The sequence below is a fragment of the Pseudomonas sp. GM78 genome (genome assembly GCF_000282475.1).
In the GTDB taxonomy this organism is placed as follows: domain Bacteria; phylum Pseudomonadota; class Gammaproteobacteria; order Pseudomonadales; family Pseudomonadaceae; genus Aquipseudomonas.
Genome location: NZ_AKJF01000017.1, coordinates 13506 through 39757, shown reverse-complemented (window position 1 = coordinate 39757; position 26252 = coordinate 13506). Strand labels below are relative to the sequence as shown.

27 protein-coding genes are annotated in these 26252 nt (G+C 60.5%); 23 read left to right on the top strand and 4 right to left on the bottom strand.

The window, feature by feature from the left end:
- Position 1: 1 nt before the first annotated feature.
- Positions 2-775, bottom strand: coding sequence for a cyclodeaminase/cyclohydrolase family protein (locus tag PMI35_RS0132155; protein WP_032831280.1), 774 nt, complete (start codon positions 773-775; stop codon positions 2-4).
- 75 nt (positions 776-850) lie between these two features.
- Between PMI35_RS0132155 and PMI35_RS29955 the strand changes: the two genes are divergently transcribed.
- The 20 genes from PMI35_RS29955 (at position 851) to PMI35_RS30050 (ending at position 19786) form a co-directional block, all read left to right on the top strand.
- The gene (locus PMI35_RS29955) at positions 851-1393 is read left to right on the top strand and encodes a DUF3455 domain-containing protein (protein ID WP_008054923.1); all 543 of its coding nucleotides are present in this window, start codon (positions 851-853) and stop codon (positions 1391-1393) included.
- A 104-nt stretch (positions 1394-1497) separates the two neighbouring features.
- Positions 1498-2064 carry a sigma-70 family RNA polymerase sigma factor gene (locus tag PMI35_RS29960; RefSeq protein WP_032831290.1) on the top strand — a complete coding sequence of 189 codons (567 nt, stop codon included), beginning with the start codon at positions 1498-1500 and terminating at the stop codon, positions 2062-2064.
- The gene (locus PMI35_RS29965) at positions 2061-2792 is read left to right on the top strand and encodes an anti-sigma factor (RefSeq protein ID WP_008054920.1); all 732 of its coding nucleotides are present in this window, start codon (positions 2061-2063) and stop codon (positions 2790-2792) included. The genes PMI35_RS29960 and PMI35_RS29965 overlap by 4 nt, the downstream gene beginning before the upstream one ends.
- 40 nt (positions 2793-2832) lie before the next feature.
- Positions 2833-3987 (top strand): epoxide hydrolase family protein, encoded by a 1155-nt coding sequence (locus PMI35_RS29970; protein WP_008054918.1) that lies wholly within the window; start codon positions 2833-2835, stop codon positions 3985-3987.
- A 373-nt stretch (positions 3988-4360) separates the two neighbouring features.
- Positions 4361-5197, top strand: a complete 837-nt coding sequence (locus PMI35_RS29975) for an ABC transporter ATP-binding protein (RefSeq protein WP_050562593.1) — start codon at positions 4361-4363, stop codon at positions 5195-5197.
- 38 nt (positions 5198-5235) lie between these two features.
- A complete protein-coding gene (locus PMI35_RS29980; protein ID WP_008054915.1) occupies positions 5236-6237 on the top strand; it encodes an ABC transporter substrate-binding protein in 1002 nt (333 codons plus the stop codon).
- Positions 6238-6265: 28 nt separating this feature from the next.
- On the top strand, positions 6266-7042 hold the full coding sequence (locus PMI35_RS29985; protein WP_008054913.1) for an ABC transporter permease: 777 nt from the start codon (positions 6266-6268) through the stop codon (positions 7040-7042).
- Positions 7039-7806, top strand: a complete 768-nt coding sequence (locus PMI35_RS29990; RefSeq protein ID WP_008054910.1) for an SDR family oxidoreductase — start codon at positions 7039-7041, stop codon at positions 7804-7806. The genes PMI35_RS29985 and PMI35_RS29990 overlap by 4 nt, the downstream gene beginning before the upstream one ends.
- A 13-nt stretch (positions 7807-7819) precedes the next feature.
- Entirely contained in the window at positions 7820-8359 is a 540-nt protein-coding gene (locus PMI35_RS29995) for a cupin domain-containing protein (protein ID WP_008054909.1), read from the top strand.
- Between the two features lie 4 nt (positions 8360-8363).
- Positions 8364-9248 carry an alpha/beta fold hydrolase gene (locus PMI35_RS30000; protein ID WP_008054908.1) on the top strand — a complete coding sequence of 295 codons (885 nt, stop codon included), beginning with the start codon at positions 8364-8366 and terminating at the stop codon, positions 9246-9248.
- Complete coding sequence (locus PMI35_RS30005; RefSeq protein ID WP_008054905.1) at positions 9245-10081, top strand: IclR family transcriptional regulator; 837 nt, start codon at positions 9245-9247, stop codon at positions 10079-10081. The genes PMI35_RS30000 and PMI35_RS30005 overlap by 4 nt, the downstream gene beginning before the upstream one ends.
- 1 nt (position 10082) lies before the next feature.
- Positions 10083-10880 (top strand): SDR family oxidoreductase, encoded by a 798-nt coding sequence (locus PMI35_RS30010; protein WP_008054903.1) that lies wholly within the window; start codon positions 10083-10085, stop codon positions 10878-10880.
- Complete coding sequence (locus PMI35_RS30015; RefSeq protein WP_008054901.1) at positions 10873-12555, top strand: thiamine pyrophosphate-binding protein; 1683 nt, start codon at positions 10873-10875, stop codon at positions 12553-12555. The genes PMI35_RS30010 and PMI35_RS30015 overlap by 8 nt, the downstream gene beginning before the upstream one ends.
- Positions 12556-12565: 10 nt before the next feature.
- Entirely contained in the window at positions 12566-13369 is an 804-nt protein-coding gene (locus tag PMI35_RS30020; RefSeq protein WP_008054899.1) for an aspartate dehydrogenase, read from the top strand.
- 10 nt (positions 13370-13379) lie between these two features.
- Positions 13380-14876, top strand: a complete 1497-nt coding sequence (locus tag PMI35_RS30025) for an aldehyde dehydrogenase (RefSeq protein ID WP_008054897.1) — start codon at positions 13380-13382, stop codon at positions 14874-14876.
- Entirely contained in the window at positions 14873-15853 is a 981-nt protein-coding gene (locus PMI35_RS30030; RefSeq protein WP_008054895.1) for a VOC family protein, read from the top strand. The genes PMI35_RS30025 and PMI35_RS30030 overlap by 4 nt, the downstream gene beginning before the upstream one ends.
- Before the next feature lies 1 nt (position 15854).
- Complete coding sequence (locus tag PMI35_RS30035) at positions 15855-16082, top strand: recombinase-like helix-turn-helix domain-containing protein (RefSeq protein ID WP_008054893.1); 228 nt, start codon at positions 15855-15857, stop codon at positions 16080-16082.
- Positions 16083-16103: 21 nt separating this feature from the next.
- On the top strand, positions 16104-17138 hold the full coding sequence (locus PMI35_RS30040) for an aromatic ring-hydroxylating oxygenase subunit alpha (protein WP_008054891.1): 1035 nt from the start codon (positions 16104-16106) through the stop codon (positions 17136-17138).
- A gap of 68 nt (positions 17139-17206) precedes the next feature.
- Positions 17207-18166 carry a PDR/VanB family oxidoreductase gene (locus PMI35_RS30045; protein ID WP_008054889.1) on the top strand — a complete coding sequence of 320 codons (960 nt, stop codon included), beginning with the start codon at positions 17207-17209 and terminating at the stop codon, positions 18164-18166.
- A 390-nt stretch (positions 18167-18556) separates the two neighbouring features.
- Positions 18557-19786 (top strand): hypothetical protein, encoded by a 1230-nt coding sequence (locus tag PMI35_RS30050; protein ID WP_008054887.1) that lies wholly within the window; start codon positions 18557-18559, stop codon positions 19784-19786.
- Between the two features lie 295 nt (positions 19787-20081).
- Here PMI35_RS30050 and PMI35_RS30055 read toward each other — a convergent pair whose 3' ends face one another.
- Positions 20082-20822, bottom strand: coding sequence for a GntR family transcriptional regulator (locus tag PMI35_RS30055; protein WP_032831279.1), 741 nt, complete (start codon positions 20820-20822; stop codon positions 20082-20084).
- 116 nt (positions 20823-20938) lie between these two features.
- Here PMI35_RS30055 and PMI35_RS30060 point away from each other — a divergent pair, with 116 nt between their 5' ends.
- The gene (locus PMI35_RS30060; RefSeq protein WP_008054884.1) at positions 20939-22294 is read left to right on the top strand and encodes a class-II fumarase/aspartase family protein; all 1356 of its coding nucleotides are present in this window, start codon (positions 20939-20941) and stop codon (positions 22292-22294) included.
- A gap of 72 nt (positions 22295-22366) precedes the next feature.
- The gene (gene dctA, locus PMI35_RS30065; protein ID WP_008054882.1) at positions 22367-23668 is read left to right on the top strand and encodes a C4-dicarboxylate transporter DctA; all 1302 of its coding nucleotides are present in this window, start codon (positions 22367-22369) and stop codon (positions 23666-23668) included.
- A gap of 179 nt (positions 23669-23847) precedes the next feature.
- Here the strand turns inward: dctA and PMI35_RS30070 are convergent, their stop codons facing one another.
- Together PMI35_RS30070 and PMI35_RS30075 are read right to left on the bottom strand one after the other, a co-directional pair.
- On the bottom strand, positions 23848-24489 hold the full coding sequence (locus PMI35_RS30070) for a LysE family translocator (RefSeq protein WP_008054880.1): 642 nt from the start codon (positions 24487-24489) through the stop codon (positions 23848-23850).
- A gap of 115 nt (positions 24490-24604) precedes the next feature.
- Entirely contained in the window at positions 24605-25195 is a 591-nt protein-coding gene (locus PMI35_RS30075) for a CGNR zinc finger domain-containing protein (RefSeq protein WP_032831289.1), read from the bottom strand.
- Positions 25196-25323: 128 nt separating this feature from the next.
- Here PMI35_RS30075 and PMI35_RS30080 point away from each other — a divergent pair, with 128 nt between their 5' ends.
- Positions 25324-26211: an alpha/beta fold hydrolase gene (locus PMI35_RS30080; RefSeq protein WP_008054878.1), complete on the top strand. Its 888-nt coding sequence runs from the start codon at positions 25324-25326 to the stop codon at positions 26209-26211.
- Positions 26212-26252: the final 41 nt, after the last annotated feature.

Genomic DNA, 26252 nt, shown 5'->3' with positions numbered 1-26252 from the left:
ATCACCTCTGCACAAACGTTTTGTCCTGATGCCAGGCGCGAGCCAGCGCTTCATCGGCTTTTTGCTGAAGGTCGCGGCGGTCTTGTGCCAGTTCAGCTCTCCTGGCCGACGGCACGATCTGATCAACGTCCGAATCGACATTGAGCAAGAGCGCCGAGAGGCTTGCGTGCAGGATCAGCACGGCGGCGACCACATCGCATTGCAAGGATGGCTTGACGCAGGGTAAGCCGCACTGTGCCAGTTCGATACCTTGAAGGCAGCCTCTCGCAGCAGCGAGTGCACCCAGGGTCACTTCCAGGGTTCGCTGCTGACTGTGACCCTGAGCGTCGGACAAGGGCTCTTCGATATAGGCACTGAACGCTCGAACATCATTGTCGGCGTGGGCCTTCATGACGTCCATCAGTTGCTCCACCTCATGGATGTTTTTTTCTCGCTGGTCTTCCAGGTGGCGGGTATCAGATTTACGAAGTGCCATTAGCAGAAGCGCAAGCCCGAAGCTGGCACAGACGCAAGACGTGGCACCGCAGCTGGGTACCGGAGTATCGGCTGCGATCCTGTTGCGAAAAGACTCGAGGCTTGTCAACCAGATGCTCATGCGCAGCCTATCCTTCAAGGCGGTGGGTTTTCTTTGGAGTAACCCTGAGCACTCCAGTGCAACGCGAGGGACAAACGGTCCGGGCATCAATTGAGCAACCGTACAGCCAAGTGCCCGGTCAGGCTGTCGCTCGAATTGGACCTCACCCATCCCGTTCAGATTTTTTTCAATCAGCTGCATCCAGTTCGTCCTCCAGCGGGTAGTACAGGTAGTAGCCACAGCTGCTGAACCGATTACCTTTCTGGAGAGATGTGCATGAACGCTAAACGATTGCTGGGCATTGTCAGCACCACGCTCACTGCCACCTGCTTGTTGGTCACAGTGCCAGCTGCCTATGCGCAAACAGATCTGCCCGACAGCATCAAGGTCCCGGACGGGCATAAGGTCGCGCTGGAGACGGTCGGCGTGGGCGAAATCACGTATGAGTGTCGCGACAAGGCTAACGCCGCCGGCCAGACTGAATGGTTTTTTGTCGGACCTAAAGCGGTGCTCAATGATCGCAGTGGCAAACCGGTCGGCACTTACTTCGGACCGCCTGCCACCTGGCAAGCCAAGGACGGCTCCAAAATCACCGGGACGCAACTGGCTGTTGCCCCCTCAGGTACCGGCGACCTTCCTTACCAGTTGGTCAAGGCCAACCCTGCTGAAGGCAAAGGTGCGATGAACGGCGTCAGCTACATTCAGCGAGTGGCTGCCAAAGGGGGCGTAGCGCCCAAGACCGAATGCACCGCCGCAAACAAGGGCAAACGCGAGGTAGTCAAATATCAGGCCGACTATATTTTCTGGGCCGCCAACTAGACCGAGGACTCAGAACCGGTTGTCAGCAAAACTCGTCTACTCTGCTCCGATGGAACCCCAGCCCTATGGCTGGGGTATTGACCTCCCGCTGGCGGCTGAAAACCTTGTCCTTACCAGAGCCCTGTTTTGACTATGAAGCCTGCCTGATCGCTTGCGCCCGGGGTGAGCGGCAAGCCTTGCGGGACTTGTATCAGCAGGAAAGTGCTCGCCTTCTGGGGGTCGCCAGGCGAATCGCTCGCGATAACGTCTTGGCCGAAGACATCGTGCACGATGCCTATATCAGGATATGGACCCGTGCCGCCAGTTTCGATCCGGCACGCGGCACTGCGCGTGGCTGGATCTTCAGCGTCACGCGGCATTTGGCGCTCAACTTCATGCGCGATAATGCCCGGGAGGTTCAAGTTAGCGAACACAGCGAAATGGCACTGCACGCTTCAGCGTCTATCGAGACATCGTCAGAGACTGCGGCCCCCTTCGATTGTCGAGCCCGTTCAGGACGGATTTATCTGTGCCTTGAGCAACTGGAGCCGGTGCGGCGCAACTGCATACTTCATGCGTACGTAGACGGCTATTCGCATTCGGAAATATCACACAAGCTGGGCGCCCCGCTGGGAACCGTCAAAGCCTGGATCAAGCGCAGTCTGGCGGCATTGCGGGAGTGCATGGGATGACCTCAAGCCCGGAAGGAGACACCCCCGACAATATTGACGAACTGGCGAGTGAGTACGTGTTGGGCACGTTGCCGGCCGAGCAACGCATCGAGGTACAAAGGCGTCTCGCTGAGGACGGCGATTTGCGAGCGGCTGTCGATGCGTGGGAACAGCGTTTGTTTGCGTTGACCGAACTGGCTGAACCGCAACCCCCTACTCCGCAGCTCTGGGGGCGAATCGAGCGCAGCTTGAGTAGCAATGAACAGCCAGCACCACGCGTGATGGCCGCCGCGCAGCCAACCTCCTGGTGGAACCTGCTAGCACTATGGCGCGGGCTCGCGGGAGCGGGTCTTGTCGCAACGCTTGTACTCGCAACAGTCATGCTGACACGAACTGCGCCGGTGAATCCGACTACCTACCTCGTCGTTCTGGTCGCTCCGCAGAACCAGGCACCCGGCTGGGTGATTCAAGCCAGCAACCCGAAGGAAATCCAACTGATACCCTTGGGAGTAGCGCAAGTCCCGACCGACAAGGCACTTGAGTTCTGGACCAAGGCGGACGGTTGGCAAGGACCGGTGTCCCTTGGATTGGTCAAACCCGGGCAGACGCTCTCAATCCCGCTGGATAAATTACCACCGCTGGAACCCAACCAGCTCTTTGAATTGACGCTGGAGAATCCCAATGGATCGCAGACCGGCAAACCCACAGGACCGGTGCAGTTCATTGGCCGAGCCGTTAAAGTGATCTGACGATGAGGGCGTCCCCAGTCCCCTCACACAGAGAATCGTCATGTCGATCCGCCCTTTCACGCTTGCCATTACCCCTGAGCAGCTCGACGACCTCGATCGACGCCTGCGCGCTTCACGCTTTCCAGACACCTTGGCAGCGGACAGTTGGGATGACGGAACCAGCGCAAATTTTCTTGCGCGCCTCCTGGATTATTGGCGCAACCAGTTTGATTGGCGCATTCATGAGCAGCGAATCAACCGGTTGCCACAGTTCATGGCGGAAATTGACGGCGAGCAGATTCATTTTCTGCACCAGCGGGGGATTGGGCCCAAGGCTATGCCACTTATCATTACCCACGGCTGGCCGGGCTCCTTCCTTGAGATGGAGCGGTTGCTTGCGCTTCTGACCGATCCTGCGAAATACGGGGGCGATGCTTCAGACGCCTTTGATGTAGTGGTGCCCTCTCTACCCGGCTACGGTTGCTCTCCTGCTCCGACCAAAGCGGGTTTCAGCTCCAGGCAAATCGCCGGACTGTGGGCAGCGTTGATGGGAGAGCTGGGCTACGATCGATTTGGCGCTCAGGGAGGCGATATCGGTGCGGGTGTATCAATGTGGCTCGCACGTAACTACGGCCCCAACTTGATAGGCGCCCATCTCAATTACATCCCGGGTAGTTTCAGGCCACCGCTAGGCGGGGCCGAGGACGGGGTGAGCGAAGAAGAACAGGATTTTCTGAATCGAAGCAGCCAATTCGCGGCGACCGAAGGGGCTTACGCTGCTTTGCACGGTACGAAACCTCAAACCCTGGCTTTCGCGCTTGCAGACTCGCCAGCGGGCCTTGCTGCGTGGATTGTCGAAAAATTCCACTCGTGGGTAGATCATTCCGGCGATCTTGAACAAGTGGTGCCGTTTGACACTCTCCTCAGCGACATAGCGCTTTACTGGTTCAGCGGGAGCATTCAAGCAACCTTGAGGCTATACAAGGAAAATCGACTGAATCCGCTGGTTTTCCAAGCCAACGAGCGGGTGGAGACTCCGTTGGGTGTGGCGTTGTTTCCCAAAGAGCTGCCCATGCCACCCCGCAGCTGGGTCGAGCGCGTATTCGATGTCCACCGTTGGGAGCCTATGGCGCGTGGCGGTCATTTCGCAGCGCTGGAGCAGCCCGAAATCCTTGCTGAAGAGATCAGGGCATTCTTCAGGCCTTTGAGGCACTAGATCCAACCATTCGGCCAGTTGAGTCGTTGCAGCAAAAAACGGGCGCCTGATTGGGCCCGTTTTTCGTTTCGCAGAACTTTGTTTCACATTTAAAACAAATTCGTTGTTTTCCCACCCTCGGCGTTACTTAAAAAAGCACCGCCTCCTCGCAAATCGCCAGGCCTCGCACAATCGATGTGCAATTTCGTGCCATATAAGAAACTACGTTTCATATATGAAACGCCTATAAATTTCTAAATATTTCCTATGCCATTGTTTTTAAACGTTTTTTAAACATAAAAACGACTTGGTCAATCTCTGGCATTGTTCATGCACTAAACGCCGTATCACCTATAAAACAGACCAGAGACCCTTCCCAATGGCTGTGAAAGAGATGTACGCCGTCGCCCCTCAATGGAACAAACCCGCTCCCAAGGAAGATCTGGAGCCCACTGAAATTGAATTTCGCAATGTCGGTAAATGTTTCCCGGCCAAGGGAAAGTCCGAAGCGCCGTTCGCCATTCGCGGGGTCAACTTCAAGATTCGCCGTGGTGAAGTGGTGTCGATCATCGGCCCTTCCGGTTGCGGCAAGAGCACCATCCTGAATATGGGTTCCGGCCTCTACCGCCCTTCCGAAGGCGAAGTGTTCGTCGGCGGTGAAGCGGTCACCGGCCCGGTCCGTCAGGTCGCCTTCATGCTGCAAAAAGACCTGTTGATGCCGTGGCGCAGTATTCGCCGCAACGTGGAACTGGGCCTGGAAATACAAGGCGTGGCGGCCGCCAAACGTCAGGCCGTGGCTGAAGATCTGCTGGTTCGCTGCCACCTGCAAGGTTTCGCCGACCACTACCCGTTCCAGCTGTCGGGCGGTATGCGTCAGCGCGCGGCCCTGGCCCGCACCCTGGCCATCGACCCGCAAGTGCTGTTCCTCGACGAGCCGTTCTCGGCGCTGGATGCGCAGACCAAGATGATCCTGCAACAGGACATGGCGCGAATGCTGTTCGATGAAAAGAAGACCGCGCTGTTCATCACCCATGACCTGATCGAAGGCATCGCCATGTCGGACCGGCTGCTGGTCATGAGCGCCCGCCCCGGCACCATCATTGAAGAAATCAACATCGACCTGCCGTTTCGCGACAACCCGCTGGAGCGCCGCAAGCTGCCGGAGATCGGCCCGCTGGTCGGTCGCCTGATGGAGTTGCTGCAAGTCAGCGAAAACACCGAACTGCATTGATCCTGCCTGTGTGGCCAGCAACCGATTGAGGAGTACGCATGTTCAAGTCCCTGTTTCAACGCTTCAGCCAGGTCACCGGCATAACGCTCGGCCTGGGCCTGGCTTTCGTCGCCCAGGCGCAGTCTACCGACGTCACCTATTTGTTGCCGGCCCCCCCCAACCTGCCGGCGTTCGCCCCGTGGATCATTGCCCAGCAAAAGGGTTACTACACCGCCCAGAACCTGAACATGAAGTTCATCGCGGCCAAGGGCGGCGTGGATGTCGCGAAACAGATCGGTGCCGGTAACGCGATGCTCGGCGGCGCCCTCGGCGATACCCCGATCGTGGTGCGGGCCAACGGGATTCCGGTGCGCGCGGTCGCGGTGCTGGGTGCCGGCGGCGTGACCATGATTGCCACCAATGCGGCGCAGAACATCAACTCGATCAGCGATCTGAAGGGCAAGACCATGACGGTGATGTCCTACTCGGACACCACCTACTACGCCCTGCTCGCCTCGCTGCGTAAAGCCGGCCTGAGCAAAAACGATGTGGATATCCAGGCCGCCGGCCCGGCAGGTGTCTGGCAATTGTTCTCGGCCAACAAGGCCGAAGCGATGGCCGGTGTGCCGGATTGGGTGGTCAACGCCGAAGAAGCGGGATTGAAGATCAAGCTGATACCGCAATCACAGATTTTCGAAAGCATGGCCCAGTCGATCCTCGCCTCCGACGATGCCATCCAGCATCACCCGGATATCGTGCGCGGCGCGGTCCAGGCAACGCTGCAGGGCATGCGCGACATCATTGCGGACCCACGCGCTGCCGCAGAAACCTTTGCCAAGGCCGTTCCTGCCTATGCCGGCAAGGAGGATTCGCTGGAGAAAATCTTCAAGCTCTACGTCGAGCATGTCTATGCCAACCAGACCGTACTGGGCCGCATCGATCCGGCGCGACTCGAAGCGGTCCGCCAGTTCTATGTCAGCGAAGGCATCGTCACCCAGGAGCCGAAGCTCGACGACCTGTACACCAACCAGTTCATCGACACCCAAACAGCCGCGCAATGACGGCCAGTGACAACAAGGTAACGACACGATGAAAAACCTCAATAACTCCATGCTCGGCAGCGTCGGCCTGCTGGTCCTGTTTTTGGTGCTCTGGCAGTGGGGCCCGGGATTGCTTGGCATGCCCGAATTCGTCATGCCGCAACTGAGCCGCGTGGCCCAGGAAAGCCTGGTGATGTGGCACACAGGCGGCCTGTTGCAACACACGCTGATCACCGCATTCGAAATCATTGTCGGCTTTGGCCTCGGTGCCCTGCTCGGCGTGGTGATCGGTGTATCGCTGGGCCTTTCGCCCGCCGCTGAGGCCATGCTCTCGCCGTACATCCTGGCGCTGCAGATCGCCCCGAAAGTCGCCTTTGCCCCGCTGTTCGTCATGTGGCTGGGCTACACCATCTACCCGAAGATCCTGATCGCCATCCTGATCGTGTTCTTCCCGGTGATGATCAACGTACTGTCGGCCATCCGCACGGTAGACCCGGACATGATCAACCTGGTGCGGACCATGAACGCCAGTCGCTGGCAGATCTTTCGCCTGGTGGAGTTTCCCTCGGCCATGGCCGCGCTGTTCTCCGGCCTGCGCATCGCTTCGACCCTGGCCGTCATCGGTGTCACCGTCGGTGAACTGGTCGGCGGTAACCAGGGCCTGGGCTTCCTGCTGGTCGATGCCGAAGGCCAGGGCAATACCGCGGGTGTGTTCGTCGCCATCGTCATGCTCACGCTGATCGGTGTACTCGCTTACGGCGCGGTGGTATGGACTGAAAAACGGGTCCTGCACTACATGCCCAAAGCCATGTTGAGCACTCAATGATGACGACCTTCAATCGCTTGCTCGAAGGCCGCCGCGTGCTGGTCACCGGTGGCGCCCGCGGATTGGGTTATGCCTTTGCCCAGGCCATCGGCCGCGCCGGTGCCCAGGTGGTCATCGCCGACATTCTCGCCGAACGTGTGCAGCAATCGGCCGCCGAACTGGTGGCTGAAGGCCTGAATGTGCATGGCGTGACGGTCGACCTGGCGCAACCGGAATCAATTGACGCCTGCATCGCTGAGACCACCCGTTTGCTCGGTGGGCTCGACGGTCTGGTGAACAACGCCTCGATCACCAACTCCGGCGGCAAGACTTGCGAAGAGCTGAGCCTGGACACCTGGGACCAGGTGATGCAGGTCAACGTGCGCGGCACCTGGTTGATGACCAAGGCCTGCCTGCCAGCCCTGCGCGCCAGTGGCCAGGGCGCCATCGTCAACCTGGCGTCCGACACCCCGCTGTGGGGTGCGCCGAACCTGCTGGCGTATGTCGCGAGCAAGGGCGCAATCATCGCCATGACCCGCAGCCTGGCCCGCGAACTGGGGACCGACAACATCACGGTCAACGCCATCGCGCCCGGCCTGGTGCTGGTCGAGGCCACGGCCTATGTGCCTGAGGCGCGCCACCGTTTGTACAACGATCAACGGGCCATCCAGCGCCCACAACTTCCCGAAGACGTCAGCGGCGCCGTGCTGTTCGCGCTGTCCGACCTCGCCCGCTTCATCACTGGACAAACCCTGCCGGTCAACGGCGGGTTCGTCATGCCTTGATCAGGAGATAGCCATGACCGATTTATCCGCACAGCAAAGCACCCCGAAAAGCTGGGAACAGCCGGCCGGCAGCGACCTTGAAAGCTGGATGAACACCCGTATCGCCCGCTACGAAACGCGCAAGTACGACTGGAACGCCTTGAAATTCCAGGCCGACTACGACCCGAAATTCCGCCGCGCGCAAATGCGCTACATCGGCACCGGTGGCACCGGCGTGACCGCGGACATGAACACCATCCCGTCGGAGAACTTCACGTTTTCGACCATGGTGATTCCGGCCGGTCACGAAGGCCCGCCGCATTTGCACACCGACGTTGAGGAAGTGTTCTTCGTGCTGCGCGGCAAACTCAAGGTGGTAATCGAGAAGGACGGCGAGCGTTTCGAAACCATCCTCACCGACCGCGACGTGATTTCCGTACCACCCGGCGTGTACCGCGAAGAGATCAACATCGGCGATGAAGACGCGTTGATGTGCGTGATGCTCGGCGCGAAAAAACCACTGACCCCGACCTACCCGCCAGAACACCCCCTGGCCTCGATCAAGCGCGGATAAGCCCATGTCGCACGCCATCGATAATCTTGCTTCGCCACTCACCGCCGATCTCCAGGCCCGATTGGCCCGCAACTTTCCCCAGCGCACGCTGGAGCTCGCGGGTGCACGCCAGGCCTTTCGCGAATGTGGAAGCGGGCCAGCCGTTGTGTTGTTGCACGGGATCGGCTCGGGTTCGGCGTCGTGGTTGCAGGTGGCGCAGGAACTTGGCAGCAAAGCCCGGGTGATTGCCTGGGATGCGCCCGGCTACGGCGACTCCACGCCGCTCAGGGCCCTGGCTCCCGATGCGTCGGACTATGCCGAACGGCTGCTGCAGATGCTCGATGCACTGGGCATCCAGCGCTGCGTGCTGGTGGGGCATTCCCTTGGGGCAATGACCGCCGTCGCTTTCGCCAGCGGCGTGCAACAACAGCGCGTCAGCCGCCTGGTATTGATCAGCCCGGCCCAGGGCTACGGCCATCCATCGCGCTCCGAGCAGCGCCAGCAAGTGCGCAACAAACGCCTGCACGCGCTGGAACAGTTGGGCCTTCAGCAGATGGCCGAGCAGCGCAGCCCCTACATGCTCTCGCCTGCTGCCAGCCCTCAGGCACTGGCCTGGGTGCGGTGGAACATGGCGCGACTCAATCCCGAGGGTTATCGCCAGGCCATAGAACTGCTGTGCGGCGACGACCTGTTGCGCCATGCACCGCTGTCCATGCCTTGCGAAGTGCATTGCGGCGAAGCCGACGGCATCACCACGGCCGAAAGCTGCCGGATCCTGGCCAAGTCCCTGGGCGGCACCTTCGCGCTTATCAACGATGCCGGACACGCCAGTCCCATCGAACAACCTTGTGTGGTGGCGGGCCGCCTGGCCTTCGCCATCAAAGAATCCCTGACAGGTGCATCGCTATGAACGATTCAGATCTGCTGAAGGACGCTCAGGACAAATACATCGTGCCGGGCCTGGAGCGCGGCCTGCTGCTGCTGTGCGAATTCAGCCGGCGCAATCGCACGCTGACCGCACCGGAACTGGCCCGGCGCCTGTCACTGCCGCGCTCGACGATCTTTCGCCTGCTGACGACCCTGGAAACCATGGGCTTCGTGACCCGCAGCGGCAACGAATACCGCCTCGGCATGTCGGTGCTGCGCCTGGGCTTCGAGTACCTCGCCTCACTGGAACTGACCGAGCTCGGTCAGCCGCTGCTGGCCCGCTTGTGCGACCGCCTCAACTACCCGAGCAATCTGGTGGTGCGCGACGGCCGCTCGATCGTCTACGTGGCCAAGGTCTCGCCGCCGTCGGTGTTCTCCAGCGCGGTGAATGTCGGTACCCGCCTGCCTGCCCACGCCACGGTCCTTGGGCGCATCCTGCTCGAAGACCTGTCGCTGGCGGAGTTACGCGAGCTGTACCCGGAAGATCATCTGGAACAGTTCTCGCCTTGCACGCCGAAGACCGTGATGGAGCTGTTCGACATGGTCCAGGCCGACCGGCAACGCGGATTCGTCAGCGGTGAAGGCTTCTTCGAGTCGGCGATTTCCTCGGTGGCCGCACCCGTGCGCGATCAATCGGGGCAGATCGTCGCGGCGCTGGGCGTGACGATCCCGACCACGCAGATCGCTCACGTCAACTTCAACGAATTGCTCCTGCAAGTGCGTCGTAGCGCCGACGAACTGTCGCGGTTGCTCGACTACAACAGCGCGACTGGCCACGACGGCCACAACCGCGTAACGGCTCTGATGAGGGATTGAGATGAGTCTCTATCAACTGCAAGACCGCACTGCGATCGTCACCGGTGGCTCATCGGGCATCGGCCTGGCCTGTGTCGAGCTGCTGCTCGAAGCCGGCGCGGCCGTGGCCTTCTGTGGCCGCGACGAAGATCGCCTGCGCGGTGCCGAAGACAAATTACGTCAACGCTTCCCTGAGGCGCGGATGCTGGCCCAGGTCTGCAACGTCCTGGACGCCGACTCGGTCAACGCCTTTGCTGCCGCCAGCCTTGCCGCTTTAGGGCCGGCCAGCGTGCTGATCAACAACGCCGGCCAAGGTCGTGTGTCGACCTTCGCCGAAACCACCGACAGCGCCTGGACCGAAGAGTTGAACCTGAAGTTTTTCTCGGTGATCAACCCGGTTCGCGCCTTCAAGGCTCAACTGCAAGGTGAAGCGAACGCCGCCATCGTCTGCGTCAATTCGCTGCTGGCCAGCCAGCCGGAACCGCACATGGTCGCCACCTCGGCCGCGCGCGCCGGGGTGATGAACCTGGTGCGTTCGATGGCCACCGAATTTGCCGTCGATGACATTCGGGTCAACGGCATCCTCATTGGCCTGGTCGAGTCCGGGCAATGGCGCCGCCGTTTCGAAGCCCGCGAAGAACGGGACCTGGACTGGTCCCAGTGGACCGCTCAGCTGGCACAACGCAAACACATTCCCTTGGGGCGCCTGGGCCTGCCGATTGAAGCGGCCCGCGCGATCCTGTTTCTGGCTTCGCCTCTGTCGTCCTACACCACAGGCAGCCATATCGATGTTTCTGGAGGCCTGTCCCGCCATGCGTAATGAAAATACTGTCACCGTCGGCGCTGTCATCACCGCGTTTCTCGAGCAATGCGATGTCAAGGCCGCGTTCGGTGTGATCTCGATCCATAACATGCCGATCCTCGATGCGTTCGCCGTGCGCGGCAATATCCGTTTCGTCATGGCCCGCGGTGAAGCCGGCGCGACCAACATGGCCGACGCCTATGCCCGCACCACCGGTGGCCTGGGCGTTTGCCTGACGTCCACCGGCACCGCGGCCGGTAACGCCGCCGGGGCGATGGTCGAGGCGCTGACCGCCGGCACGCCGCTGCTGCACATCACCGGGCAGATCGAAACGCCGTACCTGGACCAGGAATTCGCCTACATCCACGAAGCCCGCGATCAGCTGACCATGCTCAAGGCGGTGTCGAAGGCCGCGTTCCGCGTGCGCAGCGTCGAGACCGCCCTCAGCACCCTGAAGCTGGCCGTGCAGACCGCCTTGACCGCGCCGACCGGGCCGGTCAGCGTGGAAATCCCGATCGACATCCAGTCGACTTTCATCCCGATGCCGACCGACCTGTCGCCGCTGCCCGTTCCGGTTGCCGTACCCGCGCCGGACGCGCTGGACCTGGTGGCCGAGCGCCTGGCGACGGCCAGCCGCCCGCTGCTGTGGCTCGGCGGTGGCGCACGGCATGCCGGCCCGCAAGTCAAGCGCCTGCTGGACATGGGCGTTGGCGTGATCACCTCGACCCAGGGTCGCGGTGTGGTCAACGAAGATGACGAACGCTGCCTCGGTGCGTTTTCGCAAAACAAACTGGTCGAGCAGTTCCTGCAAAGCTGCGACGCCCTGCTGATCGCCGGTTCCCGCCTGCGCAGCAACGAGACCTTCAAATACGCGCTGAAGCTGCCGCGCAATACCCTGCGCATCGACGCCAACCCGGCCATCGAAGGCCGCAGCTACAACAGCGAACTGTTCATCTGCGGTGATGCGGCGCTGGCGCTGGAAGGCCTGGCGGATCGCCTGGAAGGTCGCTTGCACATCGACCCGACGTTCCTCGCCGAGCTCAAGCAAGTGCGTGAAAAGTCCCGCACGCAACTGATCGCCGATCTGGGCCCGTACTCGGCCATGGTCGAACAGTTGCAAGCGCTCACCGGGCGCAATTTCAGCTGGGTGCGCGATGTCACGTTGTCCAACAGCATCTGGGGCAACCGCCTGCTGACACTGTTCCATCCACGCGCCGGCGTGCATGCCTTGGGCGGCGGCATTGGCCAGGGTTTGTCGATGGGTATCGGCGCGGCCGTTGCGGCAGCGGAAACGGCGCCTGAACGCAAGGTCTTCGCCCTGGCCGGTGACGGTGGCTTCATTCTCAACCTCGGCGAGTTGGCGACGCTGGTGCAAGAGAACGCCAACGTGGTGATCCTGCTGATGAACGATCAGCGCTACGGGGTGATCCGCAACATCCAGGACGCGGTGTACGGCAGTCGCCATTGCTACGTCGACCTGCACACACCGGATTACTCCAAGCTGGCCGAATCGCTGAACCTGCGCCATGGCCTGGTCACCGACCTCAAGGATTTCGGCAAGGTCGTCGACGGTGCGCTGGCGCAACCCGGCCCGTTCCTGCTGGAAGTGGACATGCTCAGCGTCGGCAGCTTCGCCACCCAGTTCGCCGGTCCGCCCAACAGCGAAACCAAAGCGCAAAAAGCCACGGCCTGAGGACTTCGCCATGTTGCATATCACCATGATCGGCTGCGGCGCCATTGGCGTCGGCGTGCTCGAACTGCTGGAGAAAGACCCGCAGTTGTGCGTCGACTACGTCATCGCCTCGGCCGGTTCCGAGGAACTTGTACGCCAACGGCTGGCCAGCTTCAGGCAACCGCCGCAAGTGCTGACGGCATTGCCGGCCGACGCGCGCCCCGACCTGCTGGTCGAGTGCGCCGGCCACAAAGCCATCGAAGAACATGTATTGCCGGCCCTGGAGCGTGGCATTGCCTGCCTGATCGTCTCGGTCGGCGCGCTGTCCGAAGTCGGCCTGGTGGAGCGTCTGGAAGCGGCCGCCGAACGCGGTCAGACCCGCATCGAATTGCTGCCCGGCGCCATCGGCGGCATCGACGCCTTGTCGGCGGCCAAGGTCGGCGGCCTGGACTCGGTCGACTACACCGGACGCAAACCGGCGCGCGCCTGGAAAAACACCCCGGCTGAACAGGCTTTTGACCTGGACAGCCTCACCGAAGCCACGGTGATTTTTCAGGGCAGCGCCCGCGAAGCGGCCCGCCTCTACCCGAAAAACGCCAACGTCGCCGCGACCTTGTCGCTGGCCGGGCTCGGCCTGGATCGCACCCACGTGACCCTGATCGCCGACCCGCTCAGCGAAGAGAACGTCCATCACTTCGAAGCCCGTGGCGCCTTTGGCGGGTTCGAACTGAGCCTGCGTGGCAAACCGCTGCTTGCCAACCCGAAAACCTCGGCGTTGACCGTCTACAGCGTCGTCCGTGCCCTGGGCAACCACGCCCACGCGATTTCGATTTAAGGGACAGACAATGACTCTCGAACAGACTTTACCGATCTGCATTGCCGGCGAATGGCGCCAGGGGCGTGGTGAACGCTACGCCACCTGCTACCCCGCCACCGGCGAAGCCGTTGCCTGGCTCAACGCCGCCAGCGTCGACGATGTGGAAGATGCCGTACAAGGCGCCCACCAGGCGTTTCTGCACAGCGGCTGGGCGCAGCGCAAACCCCATGAGCGCGCCAGCGTGCTGTATCGCATTAGCGAGCTGATCCGTGAGCGCAGCGAAGAACTGGCGCAGTTACAGCGCCAGGACAATGGCAAGCCGATCAACGAAACCCGAGCCCTGGTGGCCAGCGCTGCCGGCACCTTCCAGTTCTTCGCCGCCGCCTGTGAAACCCTCGAAGAAACCATCACGCCATCGCGGGGTGATTTCGTCAGCATGAGCGTCTATGAGCCGATGGGCGTTGTCGCCGCGATCACGCCGTGGAACTCACCGATTGCCAGCGAAGCGCAGAAAGTCGCACCGGCGCTGGCGGCCGGCAACGCCGTGGTGATCAAGCCGGCGGAAATCACACCGTTGATGGCTTTGCAACTGGCGCGCATCTGCGAAGACGCCGGGTTGCCCAAAGGCTTGCTCAGCGTGGTGCCAGGCAAGGGTTCGCTGCTCGGTGATGCACTGACCCGCCACCCGCTGGTCAAGCGCGTGTCGTTCACCGGCGGCACCAAGACCGGCAAGCACATTGCCCATATCGCCGCCGACAAGATGATGCCGGTGTCCCTGGAACTGGGCGGCAAATCGCCGACCATCGTCCTCGATGACGCCGACCTCGACCACGCGGTGGCCGGTGTGTTGTACGGCATCTTCAGTTCTTCGGGCGAAGCCTGTATCGCCGGTTCGCGGCTGTTCGTCGCCCGCGCACTGTATGCGCCGTTCATGGCGCGCCTGGTGGCGGCGGCGGCCGAGTTGCGGGTCGGTGATCCGGCGGATGAGCGCACGCAAATGGGCCCGCTGATCAGCGCCGGTCACCGCGAGTCGGTGGAGCGCTATGTGGCACTCGGGCTGGCCGAAGGCGGACGCCTGTTGCTCGGTGGCAAGCGTCCCGTCGGCGGTGTTTACGACCAGGGCTATTACTACCCGCCGACCATCCTCGAAGGTTTGAACAACCACCAACAGGTGTGCCAGGAAGAAATTTTCGGCCCGGTGCTGGTCGCCATGCCGTTCGACGACGAAGCGCAATTGCTGCAGCAGGCCAACGACAGCCTGTACGCCCTCGCCGCCGGCATCTGGACCCGCGACTACAAGCGCGCCTGGGCACTGGGTCGAAAAATCCAGGCCGGTACGGTGTGGATCAACACCTACAAACAGTTCTCGATTTCCACCCCGTTCGGTGGTTGGCGCGACAGTGGCCTGGGCCGTGAAAAAGGTCGCCTGGGCATCCTGCAGTACATGGAACAGAAAAGCCTTTATTGGGGCATGAATGAACAGCCACTGGCCTGGGCCGGTGTGCAACGAGAGGTAGGGTTATGAGCGTTTTAGGCATTGATGAAGTCACCTATGGCGTCGAGGACCTGGAGACCAGCGCGCGGTTTTTCAGCGACTGGGGGTTGAGCAAAGTCAGCGAGCAGCCTGACGAGGTGATCTTCGAAACCCTCAACGGCTGCCGTGTGGTGCTCGCCGACATTGACAAGGCCGGCCTGCCACCGGCGATCGAAGCCGGTTCAACGGTGCGCGAAGTGGTCTGGGGCGTCGAAAGCGACGCTGACCTGAAGCTGTACAGCGAGCGCATTGCCAACGACCCGGGCTTCATCGAAGCAAACGGCCGTATCGGCTGCACCGACCCCAATGGCCTGGCGATCCGACTGCAAGTGACCCGCAAGCGCGCACTGGACATCGAGTGCAGCGGCCATAACACCTGGCAAACCAAGGGCCGGATCAACAAGGCCGCGCCGGTCTACGAACGTGCAACCCCCATCGAGGTCGGGCATGTGGTGTTTTTCGTCAAGGACGTCAACGCCTGCGAAGCCTTCTATCACGAGCGCTTCGGCTTCCAGGCCTCCGACCGCTATCCGGATCGTGGCGCATTCCTGCGCACCGCTGAAGAAGGCGGTCACCACGACCTGTTCATGCTGCAACTGCCCGCCCCTCGCGCCGGCCTGAACCATGTCGCTTTCACCGTGCGCGATGTGCACGAGGTATTCGGCGGCGGCATGCACATTTCCCGCTGCGGTTGGGCCACCGAAATCGGCCCGGGGCGCCATCCGGTGTCCTCGGCGTTCTTCTGGTACTTCAAGAACCCGGCCGGGGCACTGGTGGAGTACTACGCCGACGAAGACCAACTGACCGGCGAATGGCAGCCACGCACCTTCGAGCCAGGCCCCACAGTCTTCGCCGAATGGGCGATTGCCGGTGGCATCGACGGCAACACCCGCCGCCAGCAAAACGTCGAGGCGCCGCAAGGCAAGTTCCTGACTGACAAACCGAAATCCTCAGACGGAGGTCAATGAGATGCGTAATACCGAACCCTACCTGGAGCCCCATCAGGCCCGTAAACGCCCGAATACCCAGTTCGAGGATTTGCTCGGCGACTCCATCGAACGCGCCTTCGGCAACGGCGTGACCGAGTTGCCCGAGTTGCTCGCGCACCTGAACCTGGCCGGGCCGCCTTGCCCGCTGACCAGCGGCGAGTGGACCACGGATGCCTATACAACCCTGATGGCTCGGCTGGGCGAATGACCCGCCGGAGGTAAATAAGAAATGAACATGAACACAACCGTCGATCCTGTAGAAAACCTCCTGGCAAATGGCTTGAAGAACCTCTGGTTCCCGGTCCTGCCCAGCGATCAACTGAACGAGAAACCGGTGTCGATTCGCCGACTGGGCTACAAGATCGCCCTGTGGCGCGACAATGACGGCAGCGTACATGCCCTCGAAGACCACTGCCCGCATCGCGGTGCGCCGTTGTCCCAGGGCCCGGTGCTGGGCGATCGCCTGCAATGCCCTTATCACGGCGTCGAAGTACGCTGCGACGGTACTGTCACCAAGGTGCCCGGCAGCCCCGGCTGCAAACTCGAAGGCAGTCGCCCGACCCGGATGTTCCACACCCGTGAAGCCGCCGGCGCGATCTTCCTCTACAACGCCGCCGAACCGCACGTGGACACCCCGCCGGAACTGGTACTGCCCGAGCAACTGAGCTCCCCCGAGTGGAGCAGCTTCCTCTGCTATGCCGAGTGGCAAGGCGACTACCGCTATGTGATCGACAACGTCATGGACCCGATGCACGGCACCTACCTGCACAAGATGTCGCACTCCATGAGTGAAGGCGAAGCCACCGCCAAGTTCGTCACCCGTGATACCGACAAAGGTTTCTTCTTCGAGAAGGAAGGCCAGCGCGGGGTGAACTTCGACTGGACCGAATTCATGGACGACAGCTGCCACTGGCTACGCCTGGAAATCCCCTATCCGAAAACCGGCGGGCCGGGCGGCAACTTCACCATCATCGGCAGCTACACGCCGAGCAGCAGCGCCCTCTCGGCGGTGTTCCACTGGCGTTGCCGGCCACTGACCGGCTGGCAGCGCGACACCTGGCGCTTCCTCTACAAGAACCGTCTGGAGGCACGCCACTGGGCGGTGCTGGAACAGGATCGGGTGCTGCTCGAATTCATGGAACCGGACGCCAACCAGCGGGAAAACCTCTACCAGCATGACCTTGGTGTGGTGCGCCTGCGTCGCTACCTGAAGAACGCAGCCAAGGCCCAGCTTGAGCTGATCGACGCGAAGCAGTTGCCATGAAGCCGATCGCGCATCCTGTTCTGCCCGGCGCGTGTGTCGAATTGCGAACTGTCGAAAAGAGGTGACCGATGTCCCATTCCTCCCCCATCACCGCGCTCGTGCACACCTTGCGCTACGAAGCCGAAGGCATCATCAGCGTCGAATTGCGGCCCTATGGCGACACCGTGTTCGCCCCGTTCGAAGCCGGCTCGCACATTGACCTGCATTTGCCCAACGGCCTGGTGCGTAGCTACTCACTGCTCAACTCGCCGAGCGACCGTGGCCGCTATGTGGTTGGCATCCTGCGCGATCGCAACAGCCGCGGCGGTTCGGAATACGTGCACGGGCAATTGCGGGTCGGCATGCAGCTGCCGATCTCGTCGCCGCGCAACAATTTCCAGCTCGACCTGAGCGCCAGGCACAGCGTGCTGGTGGCCGGCGGTATCGGCATCACGCCGATCTACTGCATGTTCCGACAGCTGCTGGCACTGGGGAAATCCGCCGAGCTGATCTACTGCGCCCGTTCGCGGCAGGAAGCCGCACTGGTGGAAGAACTCAGCGGCCTGAGTGCCAAGGTGGTCTACCACTTCAACGACGAAAAAGGCATGCCGCCGGACCTCAGCGCCTATCTGGCGGGCCAGCCCGACGACACGCACTTTTATTGCTGCGGTCCGACGCCGATGCTCGATGCCTTCGAAAGCACCTGCGAAGGCCTGGGCTATCCCCATGCACATATCGAGCGTTTTGCCGCGGCTGAACTGCCGCCGTCCGAAGACGCGCAGAGCAGCTACAGCGTCGAGCTGAAAAAGTCCGGCAAGACCCTGTCCATCGAGCCGGGGTTGAGCTTGCTCGATGTGCTGCTGGAGGCAGGTTGTGACATTGAGCACAGCTGTCGCGAGGGTGTCTGTGGTTCGTGCGAAACACGCGTCCTGGAAGGTGATGTCGATCACCGTGACGGCGTATTGACCAAGGCCGAGCGTGCGGCGAATAAATCCATGATGGTCTGTGTTTCAGGGTGCAAGAGCCGGCGCCTGGTACTCGATCTATAACAACGTTGCGTTATTTCATCCATTGAACAGGCCGACTTTTTAGTCGGCCTTTTTAATGCGCGCGAGGTAAAGCCGCACAATTAACGTGCAGTTTCGTTACCCCAGGAACTGCCTGTTTCGCAGGCAATACAACAAAATTCGATTCCCATATAAACAATTGTTTTTACTGGATTTATTGCCTAACAACGCCCCAGGTAAGGACTGGCATGGTTTCTGCTCTATCTCTATCAGGTTCATAGGTCAGACACCGTATTACCTACGAAACAGCCAAAACAAAAAACACGCTGCATAACAGCAACACAAGAAGTCTTCCTTGCATTGCCACTTTCAAGGCAAGCGGGAAAGTGTTGCCGGTTACTTTGCAGTACTCAACATCGCAGGGGAGTCAACATGAAGAAGTACGTAATAGGTCTGGGACTGATCATCAGCAGCTGCGTCAGTTTCGCAGGCGAACCCGGCCCTGCCGCCCCCGTGACGTCGACCACCGGCAAGAAGCCGTTTCCGCACATCGCCTGGCGTAGCGATGACGGCACCAGCAGCCTGGACATCGGCGGTGCCTTGCGCACCAACTACCGCGACGAACATTGGGACACCACCGAAAACAATGGCCGGTTTCTGTTCGACACCTTCCGTATCGATGTGCAAGCGACGTACAAGAACCTCTACAGTGATGTCGGCTACTGGTTCCAGGACGACGGAAAACGTTCCATCGATCGCGGCTTCGTCGGCTATCGCCTCAACAGCAACGCCAACCTGCAAGTGGGCGCGCCGTTCAAACCGTTCGGGCTGGAACCCTACCCGCAATTCGGCTGGAGCTATCACCTGCCGTTCTTCATGGGTTACGGCGTCAGCGCCGGCACCGGTTTGAAGTACAGCTACAAGGACCAGGACTGGGACCTGCAACTGGGCTACTTCCCGCGCATGTTGCCGTCCGACATTCGCTACTCGCCGGAGGTCGGGCGCTACGCCGACCTCAAGGACAATGCCATCCCCTTCACCCAGTCGCGCCAGGACAACGAGAAACGCAACCAGCTCAACGCCCGCGTCGCGCGGACCTTCGTCAACGATGGCTGGAAAACCGAAATCGGCGCATCGCTGGCCACGGCCCAGCTCTATAACGCCACCACCAAAGACGACGGCGACTATTGGGCCGGCGGCGTCCACGCCATCATCAACGCCGGCCAGTGGACCGTCAGCACCCAAGGCATTCGCTACGAGTACGACCCGAAAAACCCCAGCGGCGTCAGCGACGATTCAATATTGATGGGAAGCAACGGGTTGACGCCCGCCTACCTGATTGCCGCCAAAGCCACCATCGCTTCGCTGAACGTCAGTTACGACATCGCCACACCGAAACTGGGACCGTTGAAGAAAATCAAACTGTACAACGACTACAGCCGCATGATGAAAGACCAGAGCGGTTGGGACGACTCGCAGATGTACACCGTTGGCGCGCAGTTCCTGGCGATGCCGATCATGGCGTGGGTTGATTTCACCTGGGCGAAAAACGCAAACCCCTATGGCGGCGCGGAAAACGGCACGGGGTTTACCAGTACCAGTTCGATCGGCAGTAATCAGTGGTACTACCGAACGAACGTCAATATTGGGTACTACTTTTGATGGGCGGGTAGAAGCTGTTGCAGTGGGTCGATTGTTGTCCTGCGTGATGGGCAGCAATCGGCAAAAAGCAGCTCGTTATGCTAGTGAGCACGGCCGTATCTCACTACGATCAAGTCAACACATGGAAGGAACTATTTGAATGGGGCTGCTTTGATCGATGACCGCCCTTGAGTCCGGCTGTGCTGACAGCATTACCAATATCGGTGAAGGCGGGACGGACTATCCTTATTGGGTAGGTTTCGGCCAGTCGTGGAAGGCAGCAACCGGCCCATGAGCAGTCATCAATATCTACTCCCTAAGACGTCAGGTTTTTTTCTCTACGCATCTGGGTGACTAGCGTAAATCTATCCTGAGGATGAGTGGTCTCCGACACCACCATCACAGCCCCCTCCTCGTCACGATACTGGCGAACAATGTTCAAGCCCGGGGAGCCGGCCTCAGCATTGAGGCTCTTTGAAATCTCGGGTGACAGCAGTACCGCGCGTACCTGCTGATCCACCACATCGATGTGTCGACCAAAGTGCTGTTCGATCAACGCGGCAATCAGCTCGTCGGGATGCTGTTCGGCCAGTTCGATGACCTCTGAGTAGATATCCTGGGCATAAACGTCAGTCCAGCAAAGCGGCGCCCGCAGGTTCTGCTGATCGACCCGGATGCTGGATACGCAAAAGTAATGCTCGCCGGGTTCCAGGCCCAATCGCTTGGCCAGCGCGATGTCGGCCACGAAGTGCTGCACGCTCTGGATGCTACGCACCTGTGTTTCAGCCAGGTGCACAAGGTCCGATACCGACGCCAGCGACTGCGAATAGCCGCCCTTGGGGGTGGCGGATTCAACCCGGGTGCCCACCCTTTTGCGTCGTGAAACCAGCCCCTGGTTCTGCAATTGGGTGATGGCGGCACGCACGGTGTGGCGGCTCACGTCATACAGCTCGCACAGCTCGAACTCCGTGGGCAGCAAGGTCCCGACCGGAAATCTCCCGCTGGAAATCCCTTCCATCAAGTCTTTTGCAACGACCGCATAGCGCGTCTGGCTCATACCTTTCATCAGTCCCAAGCATTACCTGAGTTGACAGTGTACCAGTGAGGGCGTAATTATTATGTACGGACATATTAAATATGTCCGATCAATAACAAACATATCAGGATTACCCCATGTCCAGCACCGTCTTCGATTCCGCCCTCTTTCGCGACATGTTCGGCACCGCCGAGATGCGCGGTGTGTTTTCCGACAAAGCCCTGATCGAACGCTACATCGAGGTGGAAGTGGCCTTGGCCCGCGCCGAAGCACGCTGTGGCGTAATCCCGAGCCAGGCCGCCGAACAGATCGCTGAACTGGCAACCTATGCCTCCCTCGACCTGGCGCTGATGCAGCACGAAACCGAAATCGTCGGTTACCCGATCCTGCCGTTGGTTGAACAACTGTCGAAAATTTGTGGCGAAGCCGGGCGCTATGTCCATTGGGGGGCCACCACCCAGGACATCATGGACACCGCCGTCGTCCTGCAAGTGCGCGCGGCACTGCAACTGGTGGAGCGCGACATCCAGGCCGTACGTGGCTTGCTGGCCGATCTCGCCAAGCGCTATCGCGACACGCCGATGGCTGGCCGTACCCACCTGCAACATGCCCTGCCCATCACCTTCGGCTACAAATGTGCGGTGTGGTTGAGCATGTTCGACCGTCATGCCGAGCGCCTGGTGGAGCTGCGTCCACGGGTGGAAATCGGTCAATTCGCTGGCGCCGCAGGCACACTGGCGTCACTGGGTGATAAAGGCCTGGAAGTCCAGGAAGCGTTGATGGCCGAACTGGGCCTGGGCGTGCCGCAAGCCACGTGGCATGTCGCCCGTGACGGCCTGGCGGAAACCCTGAACTTCCTCGGACTGGTCACCGGCTCCCTGGGCAAAGTCGCCCTGGACGTCATGATGATGATGACCAGCGAGCTGGGTGAAGTGTACGAACCGTTCGTCAAGGGACGGGGTGCCAGCAGTACCATGCCGCAAAAACGCAACCCGATTTCCTGCGAGTTGATGTACGCCGCGGCCAAAGGTGTGCGTCAGCACGCGGGCCTGATGCTCGATGCAATGATCCAGGACTTCGAACGCTCGACCGGCCCTTGGCAGGCCGAGTGGATCGCCATTCCCGAAGCGTTCGCCTTGAGCGCCGCCTCGCTTGGCCAAGCGAAATTCATGCTCGCAGGCCTGGAAGTACGCACCGAGCGCATGCGCAAGAACCTTGATATGACCCAGGGCCTGATCGTGGCTGAAGCGGTGATGATGGGCCTGGCCCCGGCCCTGGGCCGTCAGGTGGCGCATGATGTGGTGTATGCCGCCTGCCGCATGGCGAACGATGAAGGCACCAGCCTGCTCGATGCGTTGCTCGCCCAGGGTGAAGCCACAGCGCAACTGGATATCGAGGAACTCAAGCGCCTCACCGACCCGTCTAACTATCTGGGTCTGGCCCCGCAAATGGTGGATATCGCCCTGTCCCGCGAGGGCTCCGTCAAGCGCTAATCCCACGGGGCTCGGTCATGGGTCGAGCCCTTCTGCACTTTGCTCGCCAATAAAAACAACGAGATCGCAGACATGACCACTGTCAACAAAAAGCCGTTCTACAAAGACCTGACCTTTCAAGTCATCGCCGCCATGGTGCTGGGCATTGCCTTCGGCTTCCTGGCCCCGGAGCTGGCCGCCAAATTCAAGATTCTCGGCGATATCTTTCTCAAGCTGATCAAGACCGCCGTTGCCCCCCTGGTGTTTTTCACCGTGGTGCATGGCATCGCCTCGGCAGGCGACATCAAGCGGGTCGGCAAGGTCGGCTTGCGCGCGCTGATCTATTTCGAGATCGTCTCGACCATTGCACTGGCCATCGGCCTGCTGTGGGGCAACCTGCTGAACATCGGCTCGGGCATGCATGACGCACACCCGAGCTCCGCCACCGCCGCAGCCGCCAGTGCAGCCGTCGCCAAGGGCCACGCGCCGGCGTCGACCATGGATTTCATCTACGGGATTTTCCCGGACAACTTCGTCGGCGCCTTCGCCGGTGGTCAGTTGCTGCAAGTGCTGGTGATCTCGGTACTGTTCGGTTTTGCCTTGCTGGCCCTCAAACCCGAGCGCCGCAGCGTGATCGAGGACGGCTTGAGCCGTGTCTCCGAATGCTTCTTCGAGTTTATCAACCTGATCATGAAGTTCGCCCCGCTCGGCGCCTTCGGCTCGGTGGCCTACGCCGTCGGCAGCAATGGCAGCGCCGTGCTGATGTCGCTGGCCAACCTGGTGCTGATGTTCTACGTCTGCGTCGCCTTCTTCATCTTCGTGGTGCTGGGCGCGGTCTGCCGAATTTCAGGCTTCAGCCTGTGGCGCTTCCTCAAGTACATCAAGGATGAGATCTTCATCGTGCTCGGCACCGCCTCCTCGGAAAGCGCCCTGCCACGCCTGCTGCAAAAACTGGAGAAATTCGGCTGCTCCAAGCAAAGCGTCGGCCTGGTCCTGCCGACCGGTTATGCGTTCAACCTTGATGGAACCTCCATCTACATGTCGCTCTGCGTGCTGTTCATCGCCAATGCCTACGGCGTACCGATGAGCTGGGAGCAACAGTTGGGCACCATCGCCATCATGCTGGTGACATCCAAAGGCGCGGCAGCCGTCTCCGGTGGCAGTTTCGTGGTATTCGCCGCCACGGTGACCGCCATTGGCGTATTGCCGGTGGAAGGCCTCGCCCTGCTGTTCGGCGTGTACCGTTTCATGTCCATGGCCATCGCCACCTGCAACACCATCGGCAACAGCGTGGCGACGGTGGTGGTTTCGAAATGGTCGGGGGAGTTTACCGAGCAGACTGCCAAGGCTGAATACAACCGGGTGTTTGGGCGGAATGTGGAGGCAGCGCTTTAACCGATCGACGGTCTGTCGATGGGAAGTGAAATCTTCTTGGAATGATTGAATCGTGCTAACTGGTAAGGGTCCTCGAAGGGCCCTTTACCTGCTGAAAACGAAGATAAGACTAAATAAATCTGTCCCCCCGTTCCGTCCCCCCTTTCCCATTAGCAACCACCAACATGGATAGCCCAATCCTATGTAGCCTGTCGACGCATTGTCAGGATGGCTGCTCCGAAGCAGATGAATGTCGACCCCACCACCCGGCTCACCCACCGCGACAGGTCGGGTCGCGTTAGCACGCCCTTAGCTCTTGAGGCTAGCGCGGCATACAGACTCAGAGACCCCACCGACAATCCCATGAAGATTGAGGTGAGGATCAGGAACTGCGGCAGCAACGCCGCGCTCTGGTCGATGAACTGCGGGAACAACGCCGTGAAGAACATCGTCGCCTTGGGGTTGGTCACCGCCGTCAGGAAGGCCGATTTGTAGAGCTTCAGGCGAGTGGGCTTGCTCTTCTTCAAACCATCCTGCATGCCGTTCTCAAGCATTGGGCTTTTTTTCAATAACTGCCTGACACCCAAGTAGAACAGATAGCCGGCACCGATGATCTTCACCGCATTGAACAACAATTCTGAACTGGCAAGCAGCGCCCCCAGCCCCAACATGGCAGCAGCCGACAAGCAGAACAGGCCACTGGCATTACCGAGGGAAGACCACACCGCGCTGCGCTGTCCATGAGCCAGGCTGTTGTTGATCGCCATCAAGGTTGCGGGCCCAGGGCTGGCGATGGCAATCGCGGCGACCAGAGTAAAAGCAAGAATCGAGTGGAGTTCCATTTTCCAGGCTCGTGGAGGATTGGAGGGGCATATTACAGGAGGGAACTGGCTAACAGGCAGCCCGCGTCTTAGCCGAAGCTATTGGGTCTGCCCTGACCGGGCAACGTTGCCATTATCACTCCACAGCACCCTGACGCCGCTTGCGGAACTCGGCAACCTTATGCCGGTTTCCGCACAGCGCCATGCTGCACCAGCGCCGTTTGTGCGACTTGGTGCGGTCATAAAACATCAATGAGCAATCCGGGCTTTCGCATTTGCGCACGAGATTGAAATCACCTTCAGCCAGTAACTCGGCAGCGGCATAAGCCAGCCGACTCAGGCATTGGCTGGCGGCATCACCCTGGCGGAAGCGATCCAGTACTGGCGCGCCCGCCCCCTCCCAAACCAGTTGCGGCACCGCCTGCAGCAGAAAGGCATTCAGCGCCGCCGGATCCGCCACGCGGTTTTCTCGGCGAGCCGCGAGCAGGCCCTCGATGCTGTCGCGCAGCTTGCGCAATCGGGCGAGCAGATGCCCGTCGCCTCCCGCCACGTCTGTCGCCGAACCGACACCAATCTGCTGCAGCCACAACGCCGCATCGGCATCGGTGCCGAGCAGGTCTCGTCGCTGGCCTTCGACCACCATTTGGGTGTTCAGAAGATCCAGCGCCGGGTGATCGGCCAGTATCAATGGCGCTGGCAGTTGGGGGGGGATGACGGGGTTGGTCATAGGAATCTCCAGGGAAGCAATAGCCAGATTGTAACCCATAAAAAACTCTTTACAAGTTACTAGACTCGTGCAAAATAAGCTCAAGTAACCCGTAAAAACAATTTTATACAGTTACAGGAGAAGCAGCCATGTCCCGCTCCCAGCACACCAACGTCGCCTACAAATTTGTCGAAGCCGATGGCGTCAAGGTTTTCTATCGCGAAGCCGGCGCTGTCGACGCCCCAGTACTGTTGCTGCTGCACGGCTTCCCCAGCTCGTCGCACCAGTTCCGTGACCTGATCCCGCTACTGGCGGACAGATACCGCCTCATCGCGCCGGATCTGCCTGGTTTCGGTTTCACGGAAGTTCCTACGGAACGTAACTACGTCTACACCTTCGATGCCATTGGCGAGACGATTCGGCAGTTTGTCGATGCACTGGCACTCAAGCGTTACGCGATGTATTTCTTCGACTACGGCGCCCCCACCGGCCTGCGCCTGGCGCTGGCCTACCCGGATCGGGTGAGCGCGATTATTTCGCAAAACGGCAATGCGTATCTCGAAGGCCTGGGGGATGCCTGGGCGCCGATCCGTCAGTATTGGGCCGACCCGTCGCTCGCCAATCGCCAGGTGATCAAGGATGCCATCCTGCATCTGGAAGGCACGCGCTGGCAGTATGTGGAGGGCGTACGTAACCCCGCGGTCATCGCACCCGAGGCTTACCATCTGGACGCGCTTCTGCTGGAGCGCCCAGGTAACAAGGACATCCAGCTCGATCTATTCCTGGACTACCAGAACAACCTGGAGCTGTACCCGGCGTTCCAGCAATTCTTTCGCGATAGCCAAGTGCCAACGCTGGCGATCTGGGGCAAGGGTGATCCGTTTTTCATTCCGCCAGGCGCGCAAGCCTATAAGCGTGACAACCCGAATGCGGTCGTCGAGTTGCTGGATACCGGCCACTTCGCGCTGGAGACGCACGTCGAGCATATCGCCCGGCGAATTGTTGAAGTGTTGGGCAATGACATCAACAGAGAATGACGGGCTGAAACCGGCCATTAGCGGACGTTCAGCTTCAGATT

Excerpts from the sequence above, each read along its gene's own strand:
- PMI35_RS0132155 (WP_032831280.1), bottom strand. The coding sequence starts at position 775 with ATGCAGCTGATTGAAAAAAATCTGAACGGGATGGGTGAGGTCCAATTC.
- PMI35_RS29955 (WP_008054923.1), top strand. The coding sequence starts at position 851 with ATGAACGCTAAACGATTGCTGGGCATTGTCAGCACCACGCTCACTGCC.
- PMI35_RS29965 (WP_008054920.1), top strand. The coding sequence starts at position 2,061 with ATGACCTCAAGCCCGGAAGGAGACACCCCCGACAATATTGACGAACTG.
- PMI35_RS29970 (WP_008054918.1), top strand. The coding sequence starts at position 2,833 with ATGTCGATCCGCCCTTTCACGCTTGCCATTACCCCTGAGCAGCTCGAC.
- PMI35_RS29975 (WP_050562593.1), top strand. The coding sequence starts at position 4,361 with ATGTACGCCGTCGCCCCTCAATGGAACAAACCCGCTCCCAAGGAAGAT.
- PMI35_RS29980 (WP_008054915.1), top strand. The coding sequence starts at position 5,236 with ATGTTCAAGTCCCTGTTTCAACGCTTCAGCCAGGTCACCGGCATAACG.
- PMI35_RS29985 (WP_008054913.1), top strand. The coding sequence starts at position 6,266 with ATGAAAAACCTCAATAACTCCATGCTCGGCAGCGTCGGCCTGCTGGTC.
- PMI35_RS29990 (WP_008054910.1), top strand. The coding sequence starts at position 7,039 with ATGATGACGACCTTCAATCGCTTGCTCGAAGGCCGCCGCGTGCTGGTC.
- PMI35_RS29995 (WP_008054909.1), top strand. The coding sequence starts at position 7,820 with ATGACCGATTTATCCGCACAGCAAAGCACCCCGAAAAGCTGGGAACAG.
- PMI35_RS30000 (WP_008054908.1), top strand. The coding sequence starts at position 8,364 with ATGTCGCACGCCATCGATAATCTTGCTTCGCCACTCACCGCCGATCTC.
- PMI35_RS30005 (WP_008054905.1), top strand. The coding sequence starts at position 9,245 with ATGAACGATTCAGATCTGCTGAAGGACGCTCAGGACAAATACATCGTG.
- PMI35_RS30010 (WP_008054903.1), top strand. The coding sequence starts at position 10,083 with ATGAGTCTCTATCAACTGCAAGACCGCACTGCGATCGTCACCGGTGGC.
- PMI35_RS30015 (WP_008054901.1), top strand. The coding sequence starts at position 10,873 with ATGCGTAATGAAAATACTGTCACCGTCGGCGCTGTCATCACCGCGTTT.
- PMI35_RS30020 (WP_008054899.1), top strand. The coding sequence starts at position 12,566 with ATGTTGCATATCACCATGATCGGCTGCGGCGCCATTGGCGTCGGCGTG.
- PMI35_RS30025 (WP_008054897.1), top strand. The coding sequence starts at position 13,380 with ATGACTCTCGAACAGACTTTACCGATCTGCATTGCCGGCGAATGGCGC.
- PMI35_RS30030 (WP_008054895.1), top strand. The coding sequence starts at position 14,873 with ATGAGCGTTTTAGGCATTGATGAAGTCACCTATGGCGTCGAGGACCTG.
- PMI35_RS30035 (WP_008054893.1), top strand. The coding sequence starts at position 15,855 with ATGCGTAATACCGAACCCTACCTGGAGCCCCATCAGGCCCGTAAACGC.
- PMI35_RS30040 (WP_008054891.1), top strand. The coding sequence starts at position 16,104 with ATGAACATGAACACAACCGTCGATCCTGTAGAAAACCTCCTGGCAAAT.
- PMI35_RS30045 (WP_008054889.1), top strand. The coding sequence starts at position 17,207 with ATGTCCCATTCCTCCCCCATCACCGCGCTCGTGCACACCTTGCGCTAC.
- PMI35_RS30050 (WP_008054887.1), top strand. The coding sequence starts at position 18,557 with ATGAAGAAGTACGTAATAGGTCTGGGACTGATCATCAGCAGCTGCGTC.
- PMI35_RS30055 (WP_032831279.1), bottom strand. The coding sequence starts at position 20,822 with ATGAGCCAGACGCGCTATGCGGTCGTTGCAAAAGACTTGATGGAAGGG.
- PMI35_RS30060 (WP_008054884.1), top strand. The coding sequence starts at position 20,939 with ATGTCCAGCACCGTCTTCGATTCCGCCCTCTTTCGCGACATGTTCGGC.
- dctA (WP_008054882.1), top strand. The coding sequence starts at position 22,367 with ATGACCACTGTCAACAAAAAGCCGTTCTACAAAGACCTGACCTTTCAA.
- PMI35_RS30070 (WP_008054880.1), bottom strand. The coding sequence starts at position 24,489 with ATGGAACTCCACTCGATTCTTGCTTTTACTCTGGTCGCCGCGATTGCC.
- PMI35_RS30075 (WP_032831289.1), bottom strand. The coding sequence starts at position 25,195 with ATGACCAACCCCGTCATCCCCCCCCAACTGCCAGCGCCATTGATACTG.
- PMI35_RS30080 (WP_008054878.1), top strand. The coding sequence starts at position 25,324 with ATGTCCCGCTCCCAGCACACCAACGTCGCCTACAAATTTGTCGAAGCC.